This window comes from Microbacterium sp. 22179 (assembly GCF_052045715.1).
In the GTDB taxonomy this organism is placed as follows: Bacteria; Actinomycetota; Actinomycetes; order Actinomycetales; family Microbacteriaceae; genus Microbacterium; species Microbacterium galbinum.
The window spans coordinates 351,149-370,198 of the sequence record NZ_JBQEPJ010000001.1; the positions used below are offsets into that span (position 1 = coordinate 351,149).

22 protein-coding genes are annotated in these 19,050 nt (G+C 68.9%); 9 read left to right on the plus strand and 13 right to left on the minus strand.

All coding sequences use genetic code 11. The features are described 5' to 3' along the window. Positions 1-14 precede the first annotated feature (14 nt). On the minus strand, positions 15-1,532 hold the full coding sequence (locus tag ACTJKK_RS01595; RefSeq protein WP_440746770.1) for an ABC transporter substrate-binding protein: 1,518 nt from the start codon (positions 1,530-1,532) through the stop codon (positions 15-17). 105 nt (positions 1,533-1,637) lie between these two features. Next, on the minus strand, positions 1,638-2,558 hold the full coding sequence (locus ACTJKK_RS01600; protein ID WP_404596594.1) for an alpha/beta fold hydrolase: 921 nt from the start codon (positions 2,556-2,558) through the stop codon (positions 1,638-1,640). Positions 2,559-2,729: 171 nt separating this feature from the next. Between ACTJKK_RS01600 and ACTJKK_RS01605 the strand changes: the two genes are divergently transcribed. Genes ACTJKK_RS01605 through ACTJKK_RS01615 form a run of 3 tightly spaced genes read left to right on the plus strand, consistent with a single transcriptional unit; the run spans position 2,730 to position 4,443 of the window. Then, a complete protein-coding gene (locus tag ACTJKK_RS01605; RefSeq protein WP_440746771.1) occupies positions 2,730-3,206 on the plus strand; it encodes a carboxymuconolactone decarboxylase family protein in 477 nt (158 codons plus the stop codon). After that, on the plus strand, positions 3,203-3,916 hold the full coding sequence (locus tag ACTJKK_RS01610) for a tyrosine-protein phosphatase (protein ID WP_440746772.1): 714 nt from the start codon (positions 3,203-3,205) through the stop codon (positions 3,914-3,916). Before ACTJKK_RS01605 ends, ACTJKK_RS01610 begins: the two co-directional genes overlap by 4 nt. A 56-nt stretch (positions 3,917-3,972) precedes the next feature. Further along, positions 3,973-4,443 carry an SIP domain-containing protein gene (locus ACTJKK_RS01615; RefSeq protein WP_440746773.1) on the plus strand — a complete coding sequence of 157 codons (471 nt, stop codon included), beginning with the start codon at positions 3,973-3,975 and terminating at the stop codon, positions 4,441-4,443. A 23-nt stretch (positions 4,444-4,466) separates the two neighbouring features. Here ACTJKK_RS01615 and ACTJKK_RS01620 read toward each other — a convergent pair whose 3' ends face one another. The 4 genes from ACTJKK_RS01620 to ACTJKK_RS01635 form a co-directional block, all read right to left on the minus strand. Then, entirely contained in the window at positions 4,467-4,904 is a 438-nt protein-coding gene (locus ACTJKK_RS01620; RefSeq protein WP_247632458.1) for a Fe-S oxidoreductase, read from the minus strand. Next, a complete protein-coding gene (locus tag ACTJKK_RS01625) occupies positions 4,901-5,707 on the minus strand; it encodes an arginase family protein (protein ID WP_440746774.1) in 807 nt (268 codons plus the stop codon). Before ACTJKK_RS01625 ends, ACTJKK_RS01620 begins: the two co-directional genes overlap by 4 nt. Before the next feature lie 68 nt (positions 5,708-5,775). Continuing rightward, positions 5,776-6,519, minus strand: a complete 744-nt coding sequence (locus ACTJKK_RS01630) for a PspA/IM30 family protein (protein WP_440746775.1) — start codon at positions 6,517-6,519, stop codon at positions 5,776-5,778. Between the two features lie 55 nt (positions 6,520-6,574). Continuing rightward, positions 6,575-8,620, minus strand: coding sequence for a TPM domain-containing protein (locus ACTJKK_RS01635; RefSeq protein ID WP_440746776.1), 2,046 nt, complete (start codon positions 8,618-8,620; stop codon positions 6,575-6,577). Positions 8,621-8,742: 122 nt separating this feature from the next. Between ACTJKK_RS01635 and ACTJKK_RS01640 the strand changes: the two genes are divergently transcribed. The 4 genes from ACTJKK_RS01640 to ACTJKK_RS01655 are packed head-to-tail and all read left to right on the plus strand — an operon-like array spanning position 8,743 to position 11,609. Further along, positions 8,743-9,582, plus strand: a complete 840-nt coding sequence (locus tag ACTJKK_RS01640) for a DUF3097 domain-containing protein (protein WP_440746777.1) — start codon at positions 8,743-8,745, stop codon at positions 9,580-9,582. Between the two features lie 43 nt (positions 9,583-9,625). Beyond that, the gene (gene trmB / locus ACTJKK_RS01645) at positions 9,626-10,351 is read left to right on the plus strand and encodes a tRNA (guanosine(46)-N7)-methyltransferase TrmB (protein ID WP_440746778.1); all 726 of its coding nucleotides are present in this window, start codon (positions 9,626-9,628) and stop codon (positions 10,349-10,351) included. A gap of 5 nt (positions 10,352-10,356) precedes the next feature. Continuing rightward, positions 10,357-11,178 carry a CPBP family intramembrane glutamic endopeptidase gene (locus tag ACTJKK_RS01650; RefSeq protein WP_440747198.1) on the plus strand — a complete coding sequence of 274 codons (822 nt, stop codon included), beginning with the start codon at positions 10,357-10,359 and terminating at the stop codon, positions 11,176-11,178. Between the two features lie 38 nt (positions 11,179-11,216). Then, positions 11,217-11,609, plus strand: coding sequence for a DUF1304 domain-containing protein (locus ACTJKK_RS01655; RefSeq protein WP_247632452.1), 393 nt, complete (start codon positions 11,217-11,219; stop codon positions 11,607-11,609). Between the two features lie 27 nt (positions 11,610-11,636). Here the strand turns inward: ACTJKK_RS01655 and ACTJKK_RS01660 are convergent, their stop codons facing one another. The 6 genes from ACTJKK_RS01660 to ACTJKK_RS01685 are packed head-to-tail and all read right to left on the minus strand — an operon-like array spanning position 11,637 to position 15,216. Beyond that, the gene (locus ACTJKK_RS01660) at positions 11,637-12,038 is read right to left on the minus strand and encodes a RidA family protein (RefSeq protein WP_440746779.1); all 402 of its coding nucleotides are present in this window, start codon (positions 12,036-12,038) and stop codon (positions 11,637-11,639) included. A gap of 60 nt (positions 12,039-12,098) precedes the next feature. Next, positions 12,099-13,076, minus strand: a complete 978-nt coding sequence (locus ACTJKK_RS01665) for a zinc-binding dehydrogenase (RefSeq protein ID WP_440746780.1) — start codon at positions 13,074-13,076, stop codon at positions 12,099-12,101. A gap of 18 nt (positions 13,077-13,094) precedes the next feature. Then, the gene (locus tag ACTJKK_RS01670) at positions 13,095-13,517 is read right to left on the minus strand and encodes an organic hydroperoxide resistance protein (RefSeq protein ID WP_247622809.1); all 423 of its coding nucleotides are present in this window, start codon (positions 13,515-13,517) and stop codon (positions 13,095-13,097) included. Positions 13,518-13,543: 26 nt separating this feature from the next. After that, the gene (locus tag ACTJKK_RS01675) at positions 13,544-14,011 is read right to left on the minus strand and encodes a MarR family winged helix-turn-helix transcriptional regulator (protein ID WP_440746781.1); all 468 of its coding nucleotides are present in this window, start codon (positions 14,009-14,011) and stop codon (positions 13,544-13,546) included. A 36-nt stretch (positions 14,012-14,047) separates the two neighbouring features. Further along, positions 14,048-14,746 (minus strand): ion channel, encoded by a 699-nt coding sequence (locus ACTJKK_RS01680; RefSeq protein WP_440746782.1) that lies wholly within the window; start codon positions 14,744-14,746, stop codon positions 14,048-14,050. A 44-nt stretch (positions 14,747-14,790) separates the two neighbouring features. Next, entirely contained in the window at positions 14,791-15,216 is a 426-nt protein-coding gene (locus tag ACTJKK_RS01685) for a GIY-YIG nuclease family protein (RefSeq protein ID WP_440746783.1), read from the minus strand. A gap of 128 nt (positions 15,217-15,344) precedes the next feature. On the opposite strand from ACTJKK_RS01685, the gene treS reads away from it, so the two are divergent. Both treS and ACTJKK_RS01695 read left to right on the plus strand, forming a co-directional pair. Beyond that, positions 15,345-17,114, plus strand: coding sequence for a maltose alpha-D-glucosyltransferase (gene treS / locus ACTJKK_RS01690; protein WP_247622805.1), 1,770 nt, complete (start codon positions 15,345-15,347; stop codon positions 17,112-17,114). After that, entirely contained in the window at positions 17,111-18,571 is a 1,461-nt protein-coding gene (locus tag ACTJKK_RS01695) for a maltokinase N-terminal cap-like domain-containing protein (RefSeq protein WP_440746784.1), read from the plus strand. The genes treS and ACTJKK_RS01695 overlap by 4 nt, the downstream gene beginning before the upstream one ends. 31 nt (positions 18,572-18,602) lie before the next feature. Here the strand turns inward: ACTJKK_RS01695 and ACTJKK_RS01700 are convergent, their stop codons facing one another. Further along, entirely contained in the window at positions 18,603-18,995 is a 393-nt protein-coding gene (locus ACTJKK_RS01700) for a VOC family protein (protein ID WP_247632447.1), read from the minus strand. Between the last annotated feature and the right edge of the window lie 55 nt (positions 18,996-19,050).

Genomic DNA, 19,050 nt, shown 5'->3' on the forward strand with positions numbered 1-19,050 from the left:
GACGAGACCGCCGCTTACTCGGCGGACGAGACCGTCACGCCGGCCAGGTTGATGCGCGAGTTGATCGAGTCCTCGGGGAAGCCGGTGACGATCGGCGCGACCGCCGTGATCGTCTGTCCGTTGTACAGCCAGTCGGCCGCGTGGTCCTCCGAGACGATCCGCGCCGCCTGGGCGAGGAGATCGGCGGACTTGTCGGGGTCGACCTCGGCGAGGGCCTCGGCGTAGAGGCTCTGCACCTCGGCGTTGTCGTACCCGAAGTAGTAGTCCGGGTTCGCGAAGTTGCCGAAGTCACGCGGCTCGACGTGCAGCACGTAGCTGAGGTCGTAGTCGTGGTTCGTGTAGACGTCTTCGAGCCAGGTGGCGAACTCGACCGAGTCGACGTCGAGGGTGACGCCCACCTTCGCGAAGTCCGAGATGAGCACCTTCGGCACCGTGGTGCCGTAGAACGAGGGGATCGTGAGGGTCAGCTCGAGATCCTCCTGCCCGGCCTCCGCCAGGAGTTCCTTCGCGCGCTCGGGGTCGTAGGAGACGACATCGGAGAGGTCTTCGTAGCCCGGGTCGAGCTCGGGGATCGGTCCGTAGAGCGGGGTGCCCGCGCCGGCCGCTTCGATGAGCGCGTCGTGGTCGATCGCCAGGCGCAGTGCCTCGCGCACGCGGACGTCGTCGAGCGGCGCCTTCGCGTTGTTGAACGCGAGCGTGGCCTTGTCGGTCGTACGACCCGTGGTGAGGGTGAAGTCGCCCGAGTCCTCGAGCTGCGGCGCGAGGTTCGGGTCGACGGCGGTCAGGACGTCGACGTCGCCCGCGATCGCGGCGTTCACACCCGCGGTGAAGTCGGGGATGTACTGGAACTCGACCGACGCGACGCCGGCGGGCTCGCCCCAGTAGGCGTCGCTGCGCGCGAACGTGATCGTGCTGCCCTTGTTCCAGCGGGTGAGGGTGAACGGGCCGGTGCCGTTCTCCGCCGTCTGCAGATCGGTGGTGTCACCGCTCTTGAACACCAGTCCGGCGGGGCCGGTCAGGGCGAAGAGGAAGTTCTGGTTCGGCTCGGAGAGCACGATCTCGACGGTCTTCTCGTCGGGCGCGGTGATCGAGGAGACCGAGGCGAACTCCGCGTTGCCCTGGATGGTCTCGTCGGTGCGCACCTGCTCGTACGAGGCGACGACATCGGCCGACGTCAGGGGCGAGCCGTCGTGGAAGACCACTCCGTCGTTGAGGGTGAACGAGTAGGTCAGGCCGTCGTCGGAGACCGAGTAGTCCGAGGCGATGCGCGCCTCGATCTCGTTGTCCTGGGTGCGGGTGACCAGGCCCTCGTAGATGTTGTCGATGAGGATCTGCTCGAGTGCCGCGCCACTGGTGTGCCGGATGTCGAGGTTGGTCGGCTCGAGCACGAGACCCACGTGGAGGGTCGCGTCGGGGTCGACCTCACCGGTCGAGGTGGCGGCGGGCTGCGGACTGCCGGAGCACGCGCTGAGGATGACAGCGGTGGCGGCGAGCGCGGAGATGAGCGCTACGCGTCGGGAGCGTCGGAACATGATGGTTTCCTCTCGGTGCGGCAGGTGCTGTGTGCCGGTTGAACGAGCCTAGGGATGAGCGAGAAATCGAAGGGTGCGGTGTGGAACGCGACGTCACATTCCGTTTCACACCGACGCGGAGGCTGCGGCGACGAACTCGGCGAGCTCGACGGGAGCGGTCTCCTGAACGTTGTGGGTGGCATCGAACACTACGACGCGTGCGGTCGGGATGCGGCGCTGCAGGTCATCGGCATCCGCTTCGCTGACGAATCCCCGCGTCGCCCGGATCAAGGTCAGGGGAGCGCGGACGGCGGCGAGGTCGTCCCATCCCGTCTCGTGCAGGACGGACGGTGCCGCCGGGGTGCCCGGGGCGTGGGATGCGAGAGCCTGCGCGGCGAGGTGCGCGAAATGGTGCTTCCACTCGATGCGTCCGTCCGGTCGCACGCGGGTGTTCAGGAACACACCTCGCTCGGTCTCGGGGCGTGTACCGCCGAACCCGAGCGCGATCGCCTTGTCGACGAGTTCATCGCGGGTCGCGAAGTCCACGGGCCCGGCATAGAACTCGCGGAGGGCCGCGGGACCGGCGGAGGTGTCGATGCCGGGGGTGATGTCGACGACGATGAGCTCGGCGACGAGATCGGGGCGGCTCGCCGCCAGCGCCGCGCCGGTCAGGCCGCCCAGGGACTGTCCGACGACGATCTGCGGTACGTCGGTCCAGGCATCGAGCGCCGCGGCCACGTCGACGGCGAGGGTGCGCGGCGTGTAGTCGAGGTCGTCGCGCCAGGACGAGTCTCCGTGCCCGGCGAGGTCGATCGCGAGGAGCGGGGTGCCGAGGGCGAGCGCTGTGGTGTCCCAGGTGTGCGCGTTCAGACCGGCACCGTGCAGCAGCGTCACACGGGCGGGTTCCGTCCCGAAGCGCAGCGCGCTGACCGTGCGGCCATCCGGCAGGGGGAGGGTGAGCCGTTCGACCGGAGGAACGGGGAGGCCGAGCGCCTCGGCCTGCGCGGGAAGATAGCTGAACTCGCTGATGTCGATCGCCACGCCCATATTCTGCGCCCCTGGAGCAAGCATCGCGAAATGGCGGATCAAAGTGAGCATCTAAAACGCTAAATCGCTTGTCTAAAAGTTCAGCAAACGGCTTGCAGGGTTGGCTTCGTGCATTTCTTGATGACGGAATGCGTCGGCCGTCCGACACCGACAGCCGAATATCATGGAGTCATGAGCGAGACGCGAGTGCACCTCTCCAAGACCGAGCCGACCGCCTACCAGGCCCTCGATGCGTTCTCCCGCACCGTCGGAGAGATCTGCGCCGCCAATGGCATCGACGATCGTCTCAAGGAGCTCGTCATGATCCACTGCTCGCAGCTCAACGGCTGCGCCTACTGCACACGCATCCACGTCGACCGTGCCGAGGCTGCCGGTATCGACGCCGACACCATGATGCAGATCGCGACCTGGCGCGAGAGCGGCGTGTTCAGCGAGCGCGAACGCGCGGCGCTCGAACTCGCCGAGGCGTTCACGTTCATTTCGGACGAGGGGGTGTCCGACGAGGTGTACAACCGCGTCGGCAGCGTGTTCACCGAGAAGGAGTACGCGGCCCTGAGCTGGGCGTGCGTGTCGATCAACGCGTTCAACCGCGTCGTGGTCGCCGGGCGATACCCCGTACCGGCCCGTTCGCCGCAGGCCCGACCATGAGCGTGCTCGACGTCGGCGGCGTCAACAACGTCCGCGACGTCGGCGGGATGCCGGCGGCAGGCGGTCGCATCCGTCAGGGCATCCTGTTGCGCTCCGGTCAGCTCTCCGGAGCGACGGCGAAGGGGGCCGAGGAGCTCCGCGGCCGTGTCGCGCACATCGTCGATCTGCGCGACGGCGAGGAGGTGGCGGCGGAGCCCAGCGAGATCGTCGGTCCGGACACCACCCACCTCCCGCTGTTCCTGGGGTCCGTGCGCTCGTTCTTCGAGACCGACACGAGTCTCGAAGACCTCTACCTGCATCTCCTCGAGGAGAGCGGTGGGAGGCTCGTCGAGGCCATCCGCATCATCGCGGCGGGGGAGCCGACGCTCGTCCACTGCACGGTCGGCAAGGACCGCACCGGGGTGACGGTCGCACTGGCACTGTCGGCGGTGGGTGCCGATCGGGAGGCGGTGATCGAGGACTATGCGCTGACCGAGTCGCAGCTCCCACCCGAGCGGAACCGTCGGATCGCCGCATACCTGACCGAGCTCCACCCCGAAGCCGTCAACGCCGTCGCTCTCGCGACGCAGTCTCCGGCTCCGGTGATGCGCCGTCTTCTCGAGATGGTCGACGAGCGCTGGGGGTCGGCGGCCGACTATCTGCGGGCGCAGGGGATGACGGATGCCGAACTCGCGGCGCTGACAGCGGCTCTCGTCGAGCCCGTCGAGTGAGGCGAATCGCAGAGCAAGGTTAGGCATGCCTTCATCGGTGTTACGATGGAGGAACCATGGACACCTCGTTCGACATCCGCAGCACACGCGCAGCGCGCCGTGCCGCTCGTCAGCGCTCGCACCACCTCGTGACGGCCGATGAGAAGTCGCTCGTCGACCTCGAGATGTTCCTCGCCACGCTCCCGCTGTGCGCATCGGGCCGGATCTTCATCGAAGTCCCGACCGCTGCCGATATCCAGGTCATCGACGCGCCGGCACGCATGACCGTGACCTGGCTGGCACGCGCAGACCGCTCGGGTGCTCCGGGTTCCGGTCGTTCCTGCGCCCCGGGTCAGGCACTCGCGCGCGCCACGTGCGCGTGGGCCGACGAGATGCTCTGCGATGACGAGGTCTCCACCCAGGTCACGCTTCTCGGCGGTTACCTCGGCACCGCCGACATCGTCGATCACCTCACGACGAGCCTCGCGGTCGAGGCGACGTCGATCCACGCTCCCGAGCGCTTCGGTCTGCTTCCGATCGATCGCTGAACGTTCCGATCCATCGCTGACCGTCAGCGGGAGCGGCGCACGTAGTTGCCGTCCTCCAGCCCGGCTTCGATCTCGAAGCGGTTGCGCAGCGGGTCGCGCCCGGCGACGAAGTACAGCACCGGCATGAGGAAGCCGTACCGCAGCCACTGAGCCTTGTGGACCGCTTCGTGACGCAGGACGGCGTCGGTCGGACGCGCGTCGCCGGTGAGGAAGCACCCTCCGACGCACACGCCGCCGCGGTTGAAGGTCCACGTCGGCATTCCCCGGAAGATCCAGAGTCCGCCGCGGCGTTCGACGGGACCGGTGCTCCACAGCGACCCCCAGAGCCATCCCACGGCCGTCCCCCAGGCGTAGCCGATCCGGCTCACGGGGGAGCGGAGGAGGAAGGAGGGGATGCGGCGGTCGAAGCGTCGGCCGCGGGCCAGCGCCTCCTCGGCCGCGGGTCTCCAGTCCGTCGTCATGCGACGGCACCGATCAGACGCAGGATCGCACCGAGGTCGTCCACCGCGTCGGCGGGCGTGCGCGGGGCGAAGCCCGAGATCGTGGCACCCGCGAGCGGGATGTCTTCGCGGAGTCGGCGGATGGCCGAGGCGAGCGCCGCCGGGGTCGTGCCGAACGGCGCGGGATCGGAGACCCCGGTGATCTCGGCCGGATCGAGCACATCGACGTCGATGTGCACCCAGACCCGTGAGGCGCCGGTCGCGCGGACGGCATCGAGCAGCGCGTCCGTGTCGTCGAGGTCGGCGACCTGCAGGTGGGCGAACGAAGAGATCTCGTCGACCTCGGCATCATCGAGGGCACGCATTCCGACCGTGACGATGCGCTCACGGGGGAGGGCTGCGGTGAGCGCGACTTGCGGCTCTCCCTCGCCCAGGATCGCGCGGAGCGCCATGCCGGAGAACGCCCCGGACGGAGAGGTCTCCGGCGTGTTCAGGTCGGCGTGAGCGTCGCACCACACCACGGCCAGGTCGTCGGTGCCGCCGGGCAGCGCGTCGAGGGCGGCGACCGTGATGCTGCAGTCTCCACCGATCAGCACGCTGTACTCGTCGGTGAGGTGCTCGCGGATCAGTTCGCGGGTGCGCAGCAGAGCGCTGAGCCGCCGCACGCCGGTCCCCAGCGACTCGCCGGCTTCGACCGGCACGTCGAGGGTGGTCGTGCGGGCTCGCGGCAGGTCGCCGGCGATGGCCGATGCGCCGTCGACGAGGAGCATCGCGCGTGCGGCCGGTGATCCCTGCCACTGCGGGACGACGAGGAATCGCACCATGGGTGCCTCCCGGGAAAGAGGAAGTGCGGATGCCCCGGACGACGAGTCCGGGGCATCCGCGGGGTGGATCAGTTGCCTTCGATGGCCTGACGGGGAGCGGTGCCGCCGGCCTTCAGCTCGGCGAGGCGCGCCTCGACCTCGGTGAGCTCGCCGAGGTCCTCGAGGCTCTCAAACTGGGCGTCGAGGCTCGACGCCGCGAGCTCGATCTTGCCCTGTGCGATGGCCTCCTGACGGCGGACCTTGTCTTCGAAGCGGCCCAGCTCGCTGGTGGGATCGAGCACGTTGATCGATCCCACGGCGTCCTGCACCTTGGTCTGCGCCTCGGCGACCTTGGCGCGGGCGAGAAGCTCGCTGCGCTTGTTCTTGAGCTCGCCGAGCTTGTCCTTCATGCCGTTCAGGCCGCTCTTGAGCTTGTCGACGATCTCGGTCTGAGCGGCGATCTGCGGCTCTGCACCGCGGGCCTCGCGCTCGGCGCTGATCTGACGCTGCAGTGCGATCTTCGCGAGGTTGTCGAACTTGTCGGCGTCGGCGGTGTCGCCGGAGCTGCGCATCTCATCGGCCTTGCGGCTGGCGGCGAGGGCCTTGTTGCCCCACTCGGTGGCCGACTGCACGTCTTCTTCGTGGTCGCGCTCGAGCAGGCGCAGGTTGCCGATCGTCTCGGCGATCGCGGACTCGGCATCGGCGATGCTGTTCGTGTAGTCGCGCACGAGCTGATCGATCATCTTCTGCGGGTCTTCGGCAGAGTCGAGGAGCGAGTTGATGTTCGCGCGGACGAGGGTCGAGATTCGTCCGAAGATGGACTGCTTGGTCATGCGAGGTTCCTTTCAGAGGGTCGGAATCGAAGTCTTGTCGAGTGGCCTATGAGGTTCAGAAGCGCCCACCTCCCGAGCGGCCGCTGCGACCGCCGCTGGAGCGGCCGCCCCCGAAGCCGGAGCTGCGGAATCCACCGCCTCCGCTCGAGCGCCAGCCGCTGCTCCGGGAGGAGGATCGACTGCCAACTCCACCTCCGCCCGCGAGGAGGCCGCCGATGATGCCGCCGAGGATGTCGCCCCCGAGGCCGGATCCACCGGACGAGCCGGAGCCCCCGGAGTTCCCGAACGGTCCGCTGCCCCAGCCGTCGTATCCACGGGAGTCGTAGGCGGACACGTCGGCGGACGCGGAGGAGATCGCCTGTCGTGCGAGATCGAGGGCTCGGGTGGCCTCGGCGAGCGCGGCGTCGGGCGAGGTGGCACGGAGAGTGAGCGCCTGCGTCAGGCTCGCATCGGCCTGCGAGAGGCGGGTGCGAGCGGTGGACCCGACCGTTCCGCGTCGGGTCTCGATGAACTCCCGGGCGGTGCGGATCTCGGAGCCCGCCTGGGTCAGGGTCTGCTCGAGCATCTGCTCCGCGCGCCGAGTGCGCTCGAGCGCCTCGCGCCCCTGCGCGATCGCGGCATCGATCTGGGCGTTCGCGGCGGACAGGGCATCGAACGCGCGCTGCGGATTGCGCGCTGTACCGGTGAGATCGGCCTGTGCGGCCTGGAGGTACTGCAGGGTCGTGGACGCGGCTGCGGAGAGTGCTCCGCCGGTGTCGGGGAGCTGCTGCGCGGCGGCGACATCGGCCTGCAGCTCGGCCACGAGCGCCTGCGCCTGTCTCTCGACGGCGGCGAGATCCGAGCCGAGCGTCGTGATCGCCTGCACGAGTTGTGTCGCCTGGGCGACGGATTGCTCGGCCGTGCGGATGGCGAACGCTGCTTCGCCCGTGCGGCCGGCGGTGATCGCCTGGTTCGCCGCCTCGATCGCGTGGTCGGCGAGGCCCGCACGCTCCTGAGCCTGGACGGGGTTGTCGGCGACGGTGCTCAGCGCTTCGGCCGCGTAGGTCGCCGAGAGCGTCGCCAGGGCCGGGGCCGCTCCGGCGAGTACGGGCGCGAGTGCGGCGCGCTCGCGACGCACGCGTTCGAGTTCCTGCGGGGCGTTCTGCTCGAGCTTGCGGAGGGAGTCGAAGGCTTCGGTGTTCGCGTCGAGGAGGTCGTCGATCTCGTCGGCGATCCGGATGATCCGGATGTTCCAGGCGCGTTGCTCGTGCACCGTGTCCTCGATCTCGTCATCGAGCTTCTGTTTGAGGTCGAAAGCCTCCGACAGCTTCGCCTTCGCCTGATCGACGGCGGTCGTGAACTCGGCCGTCGCGCTCTCACCGAACTGCGCGATCGCGAACCCCAGCTCCTCGCGGCTCGAGGTGATGGCGTCGTCGGCCTGCACGAGAGCGGAACCCGCCTGCGTCTGCACCTGCTCATCGGTCAGCGTCGAGAACGGGTCGGCCGGATCCGGATGCTCCGGCATCGCCCCGCGCTTGCGGATCGCGGCTGCCCGGCGGCTCCGCCGGACGAGAGCGATGACCAGCCACGCCACCAGAGCGAGAGCGATGAGGCCGGCGACGACGAGGAACACCTGCAGAGCACCCGCGCCGCCATCGCCCTGGATCTCGTCGGCGGCGAGGAGGATCGCTCCGTCCCAGTCGTCCTGTGCGAGCAGGGGCTGGATCTCCTGCTCGATGTCGTCGAGACGGGAGTTGCTCAACGGCCCGCCCTCGGCCGCGGAGATGTAGTAGCTGCGCTGATCGGTCGCGATCGCGAGCAGGTACTGATCGGGACCGAGGTTGCTGCGCGTCGCCGTCGTGTCCGCCCATTCGACGCGGTCGCTCGGCGAGGTGAACTCGTCGACGAAGACGACGAAGAGGTCGGCGGACGAGTTCTCGGTCAGCTCCTGGAGCCGCGTTTCGACGGCGTTCTTCTCGCTCGCGCTGAGGACGCCGGCGGCATCGGTCACATACCCCGAGTCGAGCGTGAGGGGATCGGTCGCGGAGGCGGCCCCGGAAGGGAGAAGACCCGCCGCGACGGCGACCACCGCGGCGGTCAGCGCCAGCCACCGTGTCTTCATCGTTTTCCCTCCGACCGGCAGGCGAGCCCCATGTCCCGAGTCTATTCACACAGCCCGACACGCGACAGCATCCGGGGGCGGATCGCCGTTCGCCCTCAGCGGAGACGCATACGCTGGAAGGCATGGACGACAGGTACGGATCGGATGTGCTCGCATCGGGTTGGCGCGAGCGCGGTGCGAAGCAGGTGCCGACGGTCCCCGCCGAGCTCGATCTCGTCGTCGAGGTCGCCGACGACGGGTACTGCGGAGCGGTCACCCGCGTGCAGGGCGGAAACGTCGAGCTCGAGGACTGGAAGGGCCGCAGGCGTCTGTTCCCGCTCGGCGGCGGCTTCCTCATCGAGGGCAGGCCCGTGCGGCTGGCGCCCCCGGCGCCGAAGACGCAGGCACCGCAGCGCACGGCATCCGGATCCTTCGCCGTCGGAGACCAGCGCGCGCGCATCGCGTTGCCGAGCCGCATCCTCGTCGAGGGCAAGCACGACGCGGAGCTCGTCGAGAAGGTGTGGGGCGCCGATCTCCGCGTCGAGGGCGTCGTGGTCGAGTACCTGCAGGGCGTGGACCTCCTCGACGAGCTGCTCGCCGACGAGCCTCCGTCCGCGAAGCGGCGTTACGGCGTGCTCGTCGATCACCTCGTGCCGGGCTCGAAGGAGTCGAGGATCGCGGATGCCGTCGCCCGGGGGCCGCACGGGCGCCACGTGCGCATCGTCGGGCATCCGTTTGTCGACGTGTGGCAGTGCGTCACCCCGCGGGCACTCGGAATCACGCGCTGGCCCGAGATCCCGCGGGGCACGGACTGGAAGACCGGGATCTGCCGCGCCTTCGGATGGCCGCACGAGACCCAGGCCGACACCGCGCGTGCGTGGCAGCACATCCTGAGCAAGGTGCACAGCTACCGGGACCTCGAGCCGGCGCTGCTCGGCCGGGTGGAAGAACTCATCGACTTCGTGACGGAACCCGTGAACTGACCCACGCACCGGTCGAGGGGATGCACCCGGCTACCCTGGAAGCATGCCCGAACCCCGAACCTTCCGTGACGAGCCGGTGTCCTTCGTGCGCCGGAGCGGGCGGATGTCCGAGGCGCAGGACCGCGCCTTCACCGACCTCGCCCCGCACTACCTGCTCGACGTGCCGCGGGCCGTCGCGTGGACCTCGGTGCACCCGGAGGCCCGCCTCGACGTCGCCGCCGAGTACGGTCGCGACGCCCCCCTGATCGTCGAGATCGGCTCCGGGCAGGGCCACGCGATCGTCGCCGCTGCGGCCTCGCGCCCTGATGACGATTTCCTCGCCGTCGAGGTGTTCCGCGCGGGACTCGCCCGCACCATGCTCGATGCCGACCGGGAGGGCGCGAAGAACCTGCGGGTCATCGAGGCGAACGCTCCCGAGGTGCTCTCGTCGTACCTGCCGGAGGCCGCTGCCGCGGAGACCTGGATCTTCTTCCCTGATCCGTGGCACAAGAAGAAGCACACGAAGCGTCGCCTCGTGCGTCCGGGATTCGCCGACAACGCGGCCAGGGCACTGGTCGACGGCGGCCTGCTCCGTCTCGCGACGGACTGGGAGGACTACGCGCTGCAGATGCGCGAGGTGCTGGATGCCGAACCGCTCTTCGAGCGCGCCTTCGAGGGGGAGTGGGCCGAGCGCTTCGACGGACGCGTCATGACGGCCTTCGAGCGCAAGGGCATCGCGAAGGGGCGCGATATCCGCGACCTCGTCTACCGACGTCGCCCGCGCCCGTGACCGACGTGCGGAGCGACGTGCGCACCCGGGGCATCGTCCCGGCGGTGCTCGTCTGCGCCGCCGCACCCGCGTTCTTCGTGGCGGAGATCGCCTGGCTCGGATGGGTGCTGCTGGCGATCGGGATCGGCATCTCCTGGGCGATCGAACGCGGACGGGTCACGGCATCCGCTCCCTCGCTCATGCGCGACCTCTCGCTCATCGCCCTCGGCCTGCTCGTCGTGAGTGTGATCCCGCTGGCCGCCGAACTCGACAACCTCGCGATGCTGCGCTTCACCCTCGCGCTCGGTGGCGCGGTCGCTCTGCCCTATCTCGTGTCGCGCTTCGTCTATCGCGACCGCGCGATCTCCTTCCCGTGGCGGGCGCACCGCCGGTGGGGCCGGTTGCAGTGGGGCTGGCTCGTCGCCGTCCTCGTGCTCGGCTGGCTGATCCTGCCGTTCTACTTCATCACGAGCGGCGTCTACGCCAACTGGCCCGTCGTCGACACCCCCGATCTGATCGCACGCCTCTTCGTCGGTGTCGGCGCGGTCGGCATCTGGGACGAGCTGTTCTTCATCTGCACCGTGTTCGCCCTGCTGCGCCGGCACTTCCCGGACGCGGTGGCGAACGTGCTGCAGTCGATCGTGTTCGTCTCGTTCCTCTGGGAACTCGGCTACCGGGAGTGGGGCCCTCTCCTGACGATCCCGTTCGCACTGCTGCAGGGGTTCATCTTCTTGCGCACCCATTCGCTCGCCTACGTGGTCACGGTGCACCTGCTGTTCGACGCCGTCGTCTTCGCCGTCCTGGTGCACGCGCACAATCCCGGACTGCTGCCGATCTTCCTCGTCTGACGCCCCGCGCGAGGGCGCGAGTCTGCGACAATCGGAGGATGCTCATCGCCGGACTCGTCCTCGCCGCGGCCGCTGCCGCGTTCCACGTCTTCATCTTCGCGCTCGAGTCGCTGAAGTGGACCGAGCCCGAGACCCGCAAGATCTTCGGCGTCGCCAGCGAGGCGGATGCCGTCACGATGAAGCAGCTCGCCTTCAACCAGGGTTTCTACAACCTCTTCCTGGCGCTCACGACCCTCTTCGGCATCGGGTTCACGATGTTCGGGTTCGCCACGATCGGGCTGACCCTGGTCTTCGCCGGCACCGGGATGATGCTGGCCGCCGCTCTCGTGCTCGTGCTCGCGGACCGGACGAAGGCGCGTGCTGCGGCGATGCAGGGAACCCTGCCGCTCCTCGCGGTCGTCGTCACCGCGATCGGTGCATCGCTCGCCTGATCGCGGCACCGGATCGCCGGACGCCCGTCAGGCGCGCACGACGGCGGCGACGGCGCTGATCTCGATCAGCGCGCCGGGAACGCCGAGCGCAGAGACGATCGCGGCGGTCACCAGCGGAGGCTCGCCGTCTCGCGCGAGCCGCGATGCGACCGCGCCGTAGGCGGCGCGAAGATCCGCATCCTGATGGATCAGCACCGTCCAGCTGATCACGTCGTCGAGCGTCGCCTCGACCGCCGCCAGAGCGATCGCCGCGTTCTCGACCGCGCGGATCGACTGTTCTGCGGCGTCGTCGGAGACGATCCTCCCGGACTCGTCGACGCCGTTCTGGCCGCCGACGTGGATCGTCGTCGCTCCCGGCGGGACGACGGCGACATGGCTGAACGCGGGACTCTTGACGAGCCCTGCCGGTCTGATCAGTGAGATGTCCATGAACGCAGTATGGGCCGGGTCGCCGACATCGGCGACCCGGCCCATACCGGTCGGAGGGCGTCAGAAGCGCAGCAGCGCCTTGCCGACACGACCGGGGGTCTTGCTCAGGCGAACGGCATCCGCGATGTCGGCGGCGTCGAAGGTGCCGGCGACCGGGAGGGTGAGCGTACCGTCGGTGACGCGCTGGATCAGCTCGGTGAACAGTGCTCCGCGGGTGGACGCATCCATCGTCTGGATGACCTTGCTGCCCCAGAATCCCTTCACCGTCGCCTGCTTGAAGATCACATCGGACGAGGCGATCTCCATGACGGGGGAGTTCATCGCGCCGAAGGCCACGAGCGTGCCGCCCTCGCCGATCAGCGACAGCACGTCGCCCGCCGACGACCCGCCGACCGAGTCGACCCCGGCGACGATCGCGGCACCGCCGGTCAGCGCGGCGGCCTGCTCGCGCCAATCCGACTGATCGGTCGCGATGACGTTCTCGATGCCCTGCGCGCGCAGCTCCTCGACGCCGGCCGAGCGCCGCACGAGGCCGAGCACGTTCACGCCGCGTGCGGCGCCGAGCTGGGCGAGCATGCGCCCGACGGCGCCGTTCGCCGCGTTCTGGACGATCCAGTCGCCCTCGTTCACATCGAGGAACTGCAGCAGGCTGATCGTGCTGAAGGGCATCGAGACCAGCTGCGCGGCGCTCTCATCGGAGAGGCCGTCGGGCACGGGGATGAGCCCTGCGGCGTTCGCGACGATGTACTCGGCCCAGGCGCCGAAGGTGCCACCCGTCGCGACACGCTGGCCGACGACGAGATGCTCGACGCCGTCGCCGAGGGCATCGACGACGCCGAGCGCCTCGGTGCCGGAGGCGGCGGGCAGCTCGGGCTTGAACCCGTAGGTGCCGCGCACCGTCCACAGATCGTGGTTGTGGATGGGGGAGAGAGCGACGCGCAGACGGACCTGGCCGGGCCCCGGCTGGGGAACGGGCCGCTCCTCGAGGGCGAGGACGTCTTCTGCTTCTCCGAAGGTGTGGTGGATGAGTGCGTGCATGGAGTTGCTCCTTCGGTCTCAGTCGTCGGAGACGGTGATCGTGACGTCGATGTTGCCGCGGGTCGCGTTCGAATACGGGCACACCTGGTGCGCGGCATCCGCGAGGGCCTGCGCCTGCTCGTGGGGGAGCGTGGGGATCACGACCTCGAGTTCGACGGCGAGGCCGAAGCCGCCCTGGCCGTTGGAACCGATGTGCACGCGCGCGCCGACCGAGGAGTCCTCGATCTGCACCTTCTGCGCCCGGGCGACGGACTGCAGCGCGGAGTGGAAGCAGGCCGCGTAGCCGGCGGCGAACAGCTGCTCGGGGTTCGCCCCGTCGCCGCTCCCGCCCATCGCCTTCGGGATGGCGAGATCGAACTCGACGCGACGGTCGTCGGTTGCGACGTGTCCGTTGCGGCCAGCGCCGGTGGCGAGTGCTTCGGCGGTGTAGAGAGCTTCCATGGGTGTGTTTCCTTCCGGGAGGGTGGTCATTCGGAGCCGCGGGCGCGAGCGGCGCCGGCGGGGGTCGGAGTGGATGCCTGGAGGAGGCGCGTCAGCTCGTGGAGCTCGCCGATCAGACGCAGCCGGTGCGCGTCGTCGTGGATGCCGGAGAACCCGGCGACCTCGGCCGGGATCTTGGCCAGGTCGCCGCGGAGCGCCTGACCGTCCGCCGTGAGCTGCACGGTCACGACCCGCTCGTCGGCGGAGCTGCGCTGCTTGCGCACGAGCCCCGACTGCTCGAGCCGCCGCACGAGCGGGGAGAGCGTGCCGGAGTCGAGTTGCATCGCCTCGCCGAGCGATCCGATGGTCTGCTCGCCCTCATGCCAGAGGATCGCGAGCACGAGGTACTGCGGGTAGGTGAGCCCCCAGGGCGCGAGGAGGGCACGATAAGCCTGCGTCGTCGCGCGGGCGGCGGAGTACAGCGAGAAGCACACCATCTCATCGGTCACGGCCATGCAATGAGTATTGCACGCAATTCAGTTGTGCACAATTTAACTGTCGGGCTGTGCGTCCTCGCGCGGAGAGGTGGCGCCACGCAGGATACGAGCGAAGGCGGTGAGGAGGAAGAGCTGGCCGGTGATCGCCTCGACGACCGCGATCGTCTGCCCGACCGTTCCCTCCGGAACGAGATTGCCGTAGCCGGTGGTCGTCAGCGTCGTGAACGAGAAGAAGAGCTGATGGGCCAGCGAGTCCTCGTGCGCATCGGCGAACACCGGTTGCGGGGAGAGCAGGCCGAGCAGGTTGTACGCGAAGGCGAAGGCGATCCCCACGAGCACGTATGCCGTGATCGCTGCGAGGAGCGCTTCGAGGTTGAGTCCTCGACGACGGATCTGGTGGGCGATGATCGCGACCGGCGCGATGAGCAGCGCCACGAGCGTCGCCGACGAGAGTCCGATGTCGAGTAGTTTCTGCTCGGTGCCCGAGAGTACCGCCACGACCGCCGCTGCTCCGGCGACCGAGAGGATCACCCAGCTGGTGCGCTGCAGGAGGGCCCTCGCGCCGGTGACGCGGAACACGACCGCGACGGTCGCGAGGATCAGCAGGAACGCGAGTGGGCTCGGATTCGTCGACCTCTGGGCCGTCGAGAGGGCGTAGAACACCACGAGGAGCACGAGCACGCCGCAGTAGCCGATGACGCCCTCGCGCGGCTTGCGCCGACCGTCACCAACGTTCTCCTCGTGGCTGGACACGCCGCCAGTATGGCACCGCGGGTGCAACGCATCCATCGCGACGCTCACCGCCGCAGCGCCTCGCTCACCCAGCGTGCGTACTGGTTCCACGGCGGCCCGGCGCGTTGCAGGCCCCGGGTGTGCGCTTCGAGCGCCGAGCTGAACTCGAACCACTCGCCGCCCTCGCGCCACTCGGCGAACTCCCGATGTCGCTGCTGTTCGAGTGCGCGGTCGCCGCGCTCGAACGCCAGCAGCTCGTCGTGGTGGATGCGAGCGAGCCTCTGGCGGGGGTGCGCGCTCGTGCCGATCTTCACCCGTCTGTCGTATCGGAGGTAGTAGACGACGTCGACCCGAGGACGCGGCAGGTCGTCATCGGGAACATCCCCGTACCGCCAGCCGCAGATCGCACAGATCCATCGGTCATCACGACGCTCGCCGTCGACCCCGCCGCATAGGTGGCAGGGCCCGGGGAGGAACGTGGGCCGGGTCATGTGTCGAAAGGCTAGGCGCACCCTCCGACATCGCGTCGGTACACCTTCGTCGTCCGAACCCGCAAGGGGTGACGTTCCCGGGGTCGGATGTGACAGGTTGGGCGCATGTTGCGAGACGGGAGAAACGCATGAGCACTGCGGCCGATCCGGCACCGCCCACGGCATCCATCCCCATCCTCACCCAGGAGCCGTTCCCCGACACCCCGGGCAGTCCCGCGCCCGAGTGGTTCAAGACCGCGGTGTTCTACGAGGTCCTCGTCCGCTCCTTCAAGGACGGCGACGGCGACGGGTCGGGTGACTTCCGCGGACTGATCGACAAGCTCGACTACCTGCAGTGGCTCGGGGTGGACTGCCTCTGGATCCCGCCGTTCTTCCCGTCCCCGCTGAGAGACGGCGGGTACGACGTCGCCGACTACACGGGCATCCAATCCGACCTCGGCACCACGGCCGACTTCCAAGAGTTCCTCGACGCGGCCCATGCGCGCGACATGCGGGTGATCATCGACTTCGTCATGAACCACACCAGTGACGAGCATCCGTGGTTCCAGGCGAGCCGGAACGATCCCGACGGGCCGTTCGGAGACTTCTACGTGTGGAGCGACACGGACGATCTCTACGAGGACGCGCGGATCATCTTCGTCGACACCGAACCCAGCAACTGGACCTGGGACCCGGTGCGCCAGCAGTACTTCTGGCACCGCTTCTTCTCCCACCAGCCCGACCTCAACTTCGACAACCCGAAGGTGCACGAGGCGATGATCGACGCCATGCGGTTCTGGCTCGACATGGGGCTGGACGGATTCCGCCTCGACGCCGTCCCGTATCTCTACGAGCGCCCGGGCACCAACGGCGAGAACCTGCCCGAGACCCATGACTTCCTCAAGAAGGTGCGGCGGATCGTCGACGACGAGTACCCCGGTCGGGTGCTGCTCGCCGAGGCGAACCAGTGGCCGGCCGACGTCGTCGACTACTTCGGCGACCCCGAGGTCGGCGGCGACGAGTGCCACATGTGCTTCCACTTCCCGGTGATGCCGCGGATCTTCATGGCGGTCCGACGGGAGTCGCGGTACCCGATCAGCGAGATCCTCGCCGAGACGCCCTCGATCCCCTCGGGGTGCCAGTGGGGGATCTTCCTCCGCAACCACGACGAGCTCACGCTCGAGATGGTGACCGACGAGGACCGGGACTACATGTGGAGCGAATACGCCCAGGATCCCCGGATGAAGGCCAACATCGGCATCCGTCGTCGCCTCGCGCCGCTCCTCGACAACGACATCGATCGCATCGAGCTGTTCACCGGACTCCTGCTGTCGCTGCCCGGATCGCCGGTGCTGTACTACGGCGACGAGATCGGGATGGGGGACAACATCTGGCTCGGCGATCGCGACGGCGTGCGCACTCCGATGCAGTGGACCTCGGATCGCAACGCGGGTTTCTCGACCGCCAATCCCGGACGGCTCTCCCGTCCGATCGTGCAGGATCCCGTGTACGGGTACCTCGCGGTGAACGTCGAGGCTCAGCAGGAGGACCGGTCATCGCTGCTGCACTGGACGCGGCTGATGATCCACGCCCGCAAGAAGCACCCGGCCTTCGGGCTCGGCAGCTTCAACGACCTCGGGGGATCGAACCCCGCCGTGCTGTCGTACACGCGCGAGCACACGAATGACGACGGCACCGTCGACGTCATCCTCTGCGTCAACAACCTGTCGCAGTTCCCGCAGCCGGTCGAACTCGACCTCCGTCGCTTCGAGGGGATGGTGCCGGTCGAGCTGGTCGGCGGCGTGCCCTTCCCCCGCGTCGGCGAGCTGCCGTATCTGCTGACGCTCGGCGGACACGGGTTCTTCTGGTTCCAGCTGCAGGAACCCGCCGACGATGCCGATGAACGGGGGATGCTGTGAACGTCGTCGCTCCGGGAGTCCTGGAGGACTACCTCGTACGCACCCGCTGGTTCGCCGGCAAGAGCCGGCCGTTCCGCGTCTCGCGGGTGCGGCGGATCGCTGACCTCGAGGGCCCGGACCAGGGCGTGCGGGTGGCGGTCTTCCTCGTGACCGTCGACTACTCCGACGGCGAGGCGGGTCATGAGACCTATCAGGTCCCCCTGTCGATCTACGACGAGCCGCAGGAGGCGATCGCCCACGCGTTCATCGGGGCGGCGGAGGACGAGGGGCGCATCCGGCACGTCTACGACGCCGTGCACGATCGTTACGCCATGGCGCTCTGGCTCGACGGGCTCGTGGCGGCGGAGCACGGCGCGACGTTCGACCGGGGAGGACTCCGTTTCCATCGCGTGCCGGGAACCGATCCGCTCGACCCGGGGCTGCGGGCATCCCCGCTGAGCGGCGAGCAGTCCAACTCGTCGATCCGCTTCGACGACGTCGCGATCATGAAGGTGTTCCGCAAGGTGACCCCGGGCGCGAATCCCGACATCGAGATCCATCGGGAACTCACCCGGCAGCACTCGGAGCACGTCGCCGCGCTCTACGGCTGGGTCGAGGCCGATGTCGACGGCGAGACCGTGCAGCTGGCGATGATGCAGGAGTTCCTGCGCACCGCTTCCGACGGGTTTGAACTGGCGACCGGGAGCGTGCGATCACTGCTCGCCAACCCGTCGCAGAGCGTCGAGGAGTCGGGAGCGGACTTCGCCGGCGAGGCCGCGCGCCTGGGAACTGCGGTCGCCGAGGTGCACGCGGCACTGCGGGGCCGGTTCCCCTCGGAGACGCGTGATGCGGCCGCCGCGCAAGCCCTGGCGCGTGCGCTGGAGGATCGTCTCGACCACGCACTCGGTGTCGTGCCGGAACTCGCACCGTACGCCGAGCGCCTTCGGGCGATGTACGCGACGGTGGCCGCGCTCGGCCGGCTCGACGTGCAGCGCGTGCACGGCGACCTTCACCTGGGGCAGACCCTCCGCACCGCGCACGGGTGGCGCATCGTCGACTTCGAGGGCGAGCCGGGGCGCCCGTTCGCGGAGCGCTCGCTCCCCGATTCACCCTGGCGCGACGTCGCCGGGATGCTGCGCTCCTTCGACTACGTGCCCGGCACGGTGGCCCTCACGCAGGCGACGGAGGAAGGGGCCGATCCGGACGCCGAAGACGATCTGCGCGCCGATCTCGCTCGTGAGTGGGCGCGTCGGGCGCGGGGGCATTTCCTCGACGCCTACGTCGGCGCGCTCTGCCGTACCGAGTCGGTCGGGGCGGATGCCGCGGCGCCGGGGGAGGAGGAGCAGATCCTCGCCGACAACCGCACGCTGCTCGACGCCTACGTCGCCGACAAGGCCGTGTACGAGGCCGTGTACGAGAAGCGCAACCGCCCCGCGTGGATCGCGATCCCGCTCGCCGCGCTCGCCGACGTGGTCTGACGACGCGGTTCGGTGGGTCTGCTCCGGTGGATCAGGATGCCGAGAGTACCGAGAGCACGTTGCCAGCCGGATCTCTGAACCAGGCGATGTCCGGCCCGCGATCGGGCCCGCCGTGCATGATCCCCTTGGCGTCGGTGCCCATCTCGTCGTCGTAGATCTTCGTGACCACGCCCCGGGCGTTCAGATCGTCTACCGCGGCCTCGACGTCGTCCACAGGGAAATTGAGGATCGTGAAGCTGGCCGGTGTGTGATCGGGTTTGGCGTACACGAGGATCGACCCTCCGTCGGGCAACCGGATGTCGAGGAACCCCATCGCGTTGGTCGTGACATCCAGGCCGAGGGTGTCGCCGTAGAAGGCACGGGCTGCGTCGATCGAGTCGACGCTGAACCCGCTGAACGGATGCGTGATCTGGAAAGCGGTCATGGAATCAGCATGCGCTCGCCGCGGGGGCGTGTCCAGAGGCGGAGTCCGGGATGGA